Here is a 6,298-nt window from a genome sequence, read left to right as displayed (position 1 = left end):
AACAGGCTGGGCGTGCCGCCGCCGATGAAGATGCTGTGCACGCGGCGGCCCCACACGAACGGCAGCGCCGCCTCGAGGTCGGCCCGCAGTGCGTCGAGGTAGCGCGCCTCGGGCAGCTCACCGGCCTTCTCGTGCGAGTTGAAATCGCAGTACGGGCACTTGCGCAGGCACCACGGCAGGTGCACGTACAGCGACAGCGGCGGCAGTGCGGCAAGTTGCAGCGTGCCGGGGCGCATGTAGCGGGCCACCATGTCACCGGCCGACTCGCCGGGCGTGGCCGGTGACGGGCCGATCGGGATCACGTCAGCCAAGGTGCCAGACCTCGCGCATCAGGGCCAACATCTGCTGGGCCGCCATCGCACGGTGGCTCACGCGATTCTTCTCGTCGGCGCTGAGCTGCGCCACCGAGCGCCCGAGCGCCGGGATGAACATCAGCGGGTCGTAGCCGAAGCCGCCCTCGCCGGCGCGCTCGCGCAGCAGCTCGCCGTTCCAGCGGCCGAAGGCGATCAGCGGCTCGGGGTCGTCGGCCGAGCGCACCGCCACCAGCGCGCTGACGAAGCGGGCGCGGCGGTCGCCGTGCCCCTGCATGCGGTCGAGCAGCACGCGGTTGTTGTCGTCATCGCTCTTCGGCTGGCCGAACAGCGTCGCGTAGCGCGCCGACAGCACGCCCGGCGCGCCCTTCAGCGCATCGACGCACAAGCCGGAATCGTCGGCGATCGCCGCGGCACCGGCAGCGCGCGCGGCATGCCGGGCCTTGGTCAGCGCGTTCTCGACGAAGGTGAGGTACGGCTCCTCGGCCTCGGGAATGCCGAGCGAGCCCTGCGTGACCAGCTCGATGGACAACGGCGCGAACAGCGCCTGCAGCTCGCCGAGCTTCTTCTGATTGTTCGACGCGAGCACCAACCGCATCACGGCAACCCTCGCGCTCAGCCCGCCAGCGCGGCCCGCTGCGCGGCCACCAGTTCGCGGATGCCCTTGTCGGCCAGCGCCAGCAGCGCGCCCATCTCGTCGCGCGAGAAGGCCGCGCCCTCGGCCGTGCCCTGCACCTCGACGAAGCCGCCGGCGGCGGTCATCACGACGTTCATGTCGGTGTCGCAGCCCGCATCCTCGACGTACTCCAGGTCGAGCAGCGGCGTGCCGTCGACGATGCCCACCGAGATCGCCGCCACCGCATCGCGTATCGGCGATTCGGTGATCAGCCCCTTGCGCTGCAGCCAGCTGACGGCGTCTTGCGCCGCCACCCAGGCGCCGGTGATCGCCGCGGTGCGMGTGCCGCCGTCGGCCTGGATCACGTCGCAGTCGAGGTGGATGCTGCGCTCGCCCAGCTTCTTCAGGTCGAACACGCAGCGCAGCGAGCGGCCGATCAGGCGCTGGATCTCCTGCGTGCGCCCGCTCTGCTTGCCGCGCGCCGCCTCGCGGTCGCCGCGGGTGTGCGTGGCGCGCGGCAGCATGCCGTATTCGGCGGTCACCCAGCCCTCGCCGCTGCCGCGCTTGTGCGGCGGCACCTTCTCTTCGACCGACGCGGTGCACAGCACCTGGGTGTCGCCGAACGAGACCAGCACCGAACCTTCGGCGTGCTTCGTGAAATGGCGGCGGATGCTGACGGGGCGCAGCGCATCAGCGGCGCGACCTTGGGTGCGGATGAAGCTCATGGGGTGTGCAGGCGATGAAGGTGGTGTCGTGAAAGACAAAGTCCGCATCGCGACGGGCGCGAGCGGACTCGGAAGGTCATGGGGGCGAAGCTTACGCCGGGACGGGCCCGGCGTGCCGTCAGGGCTTTTTCTGCGACGAGCGGCGGATCGCCTCGTTGATTTCCTTGATCGAGCGCTCGATTTCGGCATCGTCGAGCTCGTCGGGGGCCTCCTGGCCCAGCACGCTCGCCTGGATCGTCGACGCGAAGACTTCCTCGCCCAGCGTGTCGGTGGAGATGCCGCCGTTGCTGTCGTTGTCTTCGGCCGATTCCCATTCGACGGCCAGCACCGTCACGTTGTCGCTCTTCGCGCCGCCGTTGCGCAGCGCCTGCTCGACCAGCTCGGGCACCGCATCGGCCAGCGTGTTGCGCGCCAGCTGCTCGGTGATCACCGCATCGCTGACGGTGCCCCACAGGCCGTCGGAGCACAGCAGCAGGCGGTCGCCGCTTTGCAGCACCAGCGGGCCGACGGTATCGACCACCGGCTTGCCCGGGCTGCCCAGGCAGGTGAACAGCACGTTGCGGTTGAAGCGCTCGCCCATCGGCACGACGTGGCTCAGCGTTTCCTGCAGTTCGGAGTACGAGTGGTCGCGGGTGCGGGCGACCAGCTTGTCGCCGCGCACCAGGTACAGCCGCGAATCGCCGCAGTGCGCCCAGTACGCGTTGTTGCCCTGCAGCACGCAGGCGACGACAGTGGTGCGCGGCGTATCGATCAGCGCCTTCTGCGTGGCATAGCGCAGCAGCTGGTGGTGGCCGGCGATGATGGCCTCGTGCAGGAAGCGCATCGGCTCCTTCAGCGTGGGCTTGGCATCGCGCTGGTACATCGCGGCGAGCGTCTGCAGCGCGAGCTGCGAGGCGACCTCGCCTTCGGGGTGGCCGCCCATGCCGTCAGCGAGCGCGAACAGCCCCGAATCCCGCGTGTAGCAATAGCCCATGCGGTCTTCGTTCTTCTCGCGGCCGCCTTTTCGGCTGACCTGGTACACGGTGAATCGCATGCCCTCAGCCCTTCGCGCCGGTCGTGAGGTTCTCGAGCTGCAGCTTCAGCCGTTCACTGAAGCTGAGCTTGGTATAGCGACGCTCGGTCTCGCGCGCCAGTTCCTTCTGAAGGGCAAAAACGCTTTGCGGGCGCGACAAGGGATCCAGCGACATGCACCACTCGGTTACTTCAATGAGGTTGTCGGAATAGACGTTGCGCAGCCGCGAGAGCGACAGCGCGAGGCGGTCTTTCTCGATGCGTTGCGGGGAATCGTTGGGCGGATAGCCCTGCATGCAGGCGTAGATGCAGGCGCCGATCGCGTAGATGTCGGTCCAGGGGCCGAGCGTGCCGTCGCGGCGGTACATCTCGGGCGCGGCGAAGCCGGGCGTGTACATCGGGCGGATGAAGTTGCCTTCCTTGCTCAGCACCTCGCGCGCCGCGCCGAAGTCGAGCAGCACCGCCTTGTTCTCGTTCGTGATGAAGATGTTGGCCGGCTTGATGTCCAGGTGCAGCATCTTGTGCTGGTGCACGATGCGCAAGCCGCGCAGGATCTCGTCGAACAGGCTGCGGATGGTGGACTCGCGGAACACCTTGTCGCGCTTCAGGTCGCGCGCGGTGACGATGAAATCCTGCAGGGTGTCGCCCTGCAGGTAGTTCATCACCATGTAGACGGTTTCGTTCTCGCGGAAGAAGTTCAGCACGCTGACCACGCTCGGGTGGCTGATCTGCGCGAGCGAACGGCCTTCTTCGAAGAAGCTCTTGAGCCCCAGGCGGTACAGCGGCTGCTTCTCGGGCTTGACGCGCGGCGTCAGTTCGCCGGGCGCGCGCTCGGCCAGCGAGGACGGCAGGTATTCCTTGACGGCCACCAGGTGCCGGTCGGAATCTTCGGCCAGGTAGACGACCCCAAAGCCCCCGGCTGCCAGCTTCTTGATGACCTGGTAGCCACCGACGACCGTGCCCGACGGCAACGGAGCGGGTTTTGGCTTTGACATAATCGGATTTTGCAATGCGATAAATTGAATGCCAGTCTACAGCATGACCGGGTACGCAAGCGCCACCTCCGGGGCGCAAACCGCCACAGATAGCACGGTGGCGGCAGATGCTTCCGCCCCCCGGTCGCCGGCGGCGACCGCGTCCAGCGTGATGGTGGAACTGCGTTCCGTCAACAACCGCTTCCTCGACCTGAGCCTGCGCCTGCCGGACGAGTTCCGCTCGCTGGAGCCGGTGTTGCGCGACCTGATCACCAAGCGCTTCCGGCGCGGCAAGGTCGAATTGCGCTTGAACACCCATCGGGAAAACGAATCGGCCTGGCCGACGCCCCAGCCGGACCAGCTGAACCGCCTGAGCCGCATCGAGAACACCGTGCAGAGCTGGTTGCCGAAGGCGCAGCCGCTGTCGGTGCACGAGGTCTTGCAGTGGTGCAAGACGGGCTCGGCGGCCGAGCACCTGGACGAAGCGGCGCTGGATGCCGCGCGGCGCTGCATCGACGGCCTGGCCGAAGCGCGCGAGCGCGAGGGCGAGAAGCTGGTGGCGGTGCTGATGGAGCGCGTGAAGCGCCTGCGCGAACTGGCGACGCAGGCCGAGCCGCTGGTGCCGGCCGCGGTGCAGCGCCAGCAGCAGCGTTTCGTCGAGCGCTGGCAGGAGGCGCTGGACGTGACCGGCGCGGCACAGAGCATCGCCCGCGAGGCCTTGCAGGACCGTGCGCTGAACGAGGCGGCGGCCTATGCGATCCGCATCGACGTGGCCGAGGAGCTGGCCCGCCTGCGCGCCCACCTGGAAGAGATCGCCCGCCTGCTGAAGGCCGGCGGCGAGGTCGGCAAGCGGCTCGACTTCCTGATCCAGGAGCTGCTGCGCGAGGCCAACACGCTGGGCTCGAAGGCCTCGACGCTGGAGCTGACCAACATCTCGGTGGAGATGAAGGTCGCGATCGAGCAGTTGCGGGAGCAGGTGCAGAACCTCGAGTAAGGTTCGCCAGCCTTGTGTCGAGTCCCCGGGCACACGCGTAGCGAACATGCCCGGCGAGCACGTTCGTCACGACTCCTTCAAGACAGAGAGGTTTACATGCCCCAGACCGTTTGCATTCGACGTGTGGTGCTGCGCAACTACAAGAGCATCGGACATTGCGATGTGCGCCTGCATCCTCTGACTTACCTGGTCGGTCATAACGGCGCCGGGAAAAGCAACTTTCTGGACGCGCTGCACTTTGTTCGAGACGCCCTGGCTGGATCCTTGGACAGCGCCATCAACGAGCGTGGCGGCTTGAACGAAGTGCGCCGCCGCTCCAGTGGTCATCCGACGCATTTCGGCATTCGGCTTGAGTTTCGCCTGCGAGATGGTCGCGAGGGACGATATGCCTTCGACATCGGCGCGATGGCAAGCGGCAGCTATGAGGTGCAGCATGAAGAGTGCGTCATCACCGGGATCGGGAAAGGCCCCTTCTTTCGGATGTCCAAAGGTCAGCTGCGCGACAGCAGCGAATCCACCTTCCCAGCCGTGACGGCGGACCGACTCGCCTTGGTAGCTGCATCGGGCTTCACGGCATTCAGGCCTGTATTCGATGCGTTGACAGCGATGGGTTTTTACAACCTGAATCCCAAGCTGATGCGGGAACTCCAAAAGCCGCAGGATGGTCGCCTGCTCAAGCCCGTTGGCGAGAACATCGCCAGTGTGATCGGCCATCTGGAGCGCGTCGCGCCCGATCGTGTGAAGACCATCGAAGAGTATCTTCAGTCGGTGGTTCCAATGGTGCATGGCATGGAGCGCAAGTCCATCGGACCCATGGAAACGCTGGAGTTTCGACAGGAAATGGCCGGCGCCAAGCACCCTTGGAAGTTTCTGGCGCAGAACATGTCCGATGGCACGCTGCGAGCGCTTGGCGTGATGACCGCCTTGCTGCAAAGCAACGTCGACTACTCCCCGACGCTGATCGGTATCGAAGAGCCTGAAACTGCGCTGCATCCAGCGGCCAGCGCTGCCCTGCGCGAGGTGCTGGTTCATGCCTCCAACCAAACACAAGTTCTGGTGACCAGTCACAGTCCCGACCTGCTGGATGACCGCGGCATCGATGCCGATTCGATCATCTCCGTCATCTCGGAAGGCGGAGAAACAAAAATTGCGCCGTTGGACGAAGCCTCTCGCCAAGTGTTGCGCAATCACCTGTTTTCCGCCGGTGAGCTGCTGCGCATGAACCAGCTCGCACCTGACCGCGACATCATCGCGCAGCAGAGCGCGAGCCAGACAGACTTGTTCGGTGAGGCCCGGCTGTGATCTCGATCGCATCGATCGTGGAAGGAGACGGAGAGGTCTCCGCATTGCCAATCCTGTTGCRTAGACTGGCTTCGGAACGAGATCCCGCCGCGTTGGTCAACCTGCTGCAACCCATTCGAGTTCGACGCGACAAATTCCTGAACAAGGATGATGAATTCCGCAGGCAACTGCTTCTTGCCGCAGCCAAGAGTGGTCACGACGGATGGGTTCTGATCGTGCTGGATGCCGATGACGATTGCCCGGCAAGCCTGGGTCGGGAAATCTACCAACGGGCGCAACAACATATCCCGCATCAGCGTTTGTCGGTTGTGCTGGCGAATCGGGAGTTCGAAGCCTGGTTCATCGCTGCGGCTCCCTCCTTGCAA

The 6,298-nt window shown here is 65.7% G+C and carries 8 protein-coding genes; 3 read left to right on the top strand and 5 right to left on the bottom strand.

Going from position 1 to position 6,298, the window contains the following annotated elements; genetic code table 11:
• The 5 genes from AC1D15_RS14670 to AC1D15_RS14650 all read right to left on the bottom strand — a co-directional run.
• On the bottom strand, nucleotides 1-251 hold a 251-nt coding region (locus AC1D15_RS14670; protein WP_477826555.1), incomplete at its 3' end, for a radical SAM protein.
• Nucleotides 252-303: 52 nt separating this feature from the next.
• Nucleotides 304-909: an RdgB/HAM1 family non-canonical purine NTP pyrophosphatase gene (gene rdgB, locus AC1D15_RS14665; protein ID WP_465114234.1), complete on the bottom strand. Its 606-nt coding sequence runs from the start codon at nucleotides 907-909 to the stop codon at nucleotides 304-306.
• A 17-nt stretch (nucleotides 910-926) separates the two neighbouring features.
• Nucleotides 927-1,652, bottom strand: coding sequence for a ribonuclease PH (gene rph, locus AC1D15_RS14660; RefSeq protein ID WP_465114235.1), 726 nt, complete (start codon nucleotides 1,650-1,652; stop codon nucleotides 927-929).
• A 118-nt stretch (nucleotides 1,653-1,770) separates the two neighbouring features.
• Nucleotides 1,771-2,685, bottom strand: coding sequence for a PP2C family protein-serine/threonine phosphatase (locus tag AC1D15_RS14655; protein WP_047507439.1), 915 nt, complete (start codon nucleotides 2,683-2,685; stop codon nucleotides 1,771-1,773).
• Nucleotides 2,686-2,689: 4 nt separating this feature from the next.
• Complete coding sequence (locus AC1D15_RS14650) at nucleotides 2,690-3,658, bottom strand: serine/threonine protein kinase (RefSeq protein WP_047507438.1); 969 nt, start codon at nucleotides 3,656-3,658, stop codon at nucleotides 2,690-2,692.
• Between the two features lie 28 nt (nucleotides 3,659-3,686).
• On the opposite strand from AC1D15_RS14650, the gene AC1D15_RS14645 reads away from it, so the two are divergent.
• The 3 genes from AC1D15_RS14645 to AC1D15_RS14635 form a co-directional block, all read left to right on the top strand.
• Entirely contained in the window at nucleotides 3,687-4,631 is a 945-nt protein-coding gene (locus AC1D15_RS14645) for a YicC/YloC family endoribonuclease (protein WP_047507436.1), read from the top strand.
• A gap of 96 nt (nucleotides 4,632-4,727) precedes the next feature.
• Nucleotides 4,728-5,933 carry an AAA family ATPase gene (locus AC1D15_RS14640; protein WP_465114236.1) on the top strand — a complete coding sequence of 402 codons (1,206 nt, stop codon included), beginning with the start codon at nucleotides 4,728-4,730 and terminating at the stop codon, nucleotides 5,931-5,933.
• Nucleotides 5,930-6,298 (top strand): DUF4276 family protein (locus AC1D15_RS14635; RefSeq protein WP_477826554.1); only part of this gene is annotated, 369 nt, incomplete at its 3' end. The genes AC1D15_RS14640 and AC1D15_RS14635, both read left to right, overlap by 4 nt.

It is taken from the genome of Rhizobacter sp. P2_H2 (assembly GCF_056403375.1).
This window is presented reverse-complemented; position numbering and strand designations above follow the sequence as displayed.